At 33.0% G+C, this 285-nt stretch carries 1 pseudogene; it reads right to left on the bottom strand.

Going from position 1 to position 285, the window contains the following annotated elements:
* Positions 1–285, bottom strand: a pseudogene (locus E1171_RS23410) (hypothetical protein); the annotation flags it as partial.

The raw sequence follows: 285 nt of genomic DNA, 5'->3' as shown, positions 1-285 counted from the left end.
CTTGCTATGGTATCTTTAGTTTGGTATACTCCTAAATCACTCAGCCCACGAAAAAGTGAAAGTCTTTTAAACATTCCTGTACCATCAAATATATTCCACCTTAATTCAATAGGAAAATTGATTAAATTACGATTTCCATCAACATCAAGGGTCCGTGTTATTGAAAAAAATGACTTATTTGTACTCACAAAAGCGCGGGATACGGTTCCATTTTCAATATAAACTTCAGGTAAAAAACCTGCTTTTCCCAGATGGGAATTACGAATAGCAATATCTTTATTATTA

Source organism: Xanthovirga aplysinae, assembly GCF_009711365.1.
Lineage (GTDB): Bacteria > Bacteroidota > Bacteroidia > Cytophagales > Cyclobacteriaceae > Xanthovirga > Xanthovirga aplysinae.
This window is presented reverse-complemented; position numbering and strand designations above follow the sequence as displayed.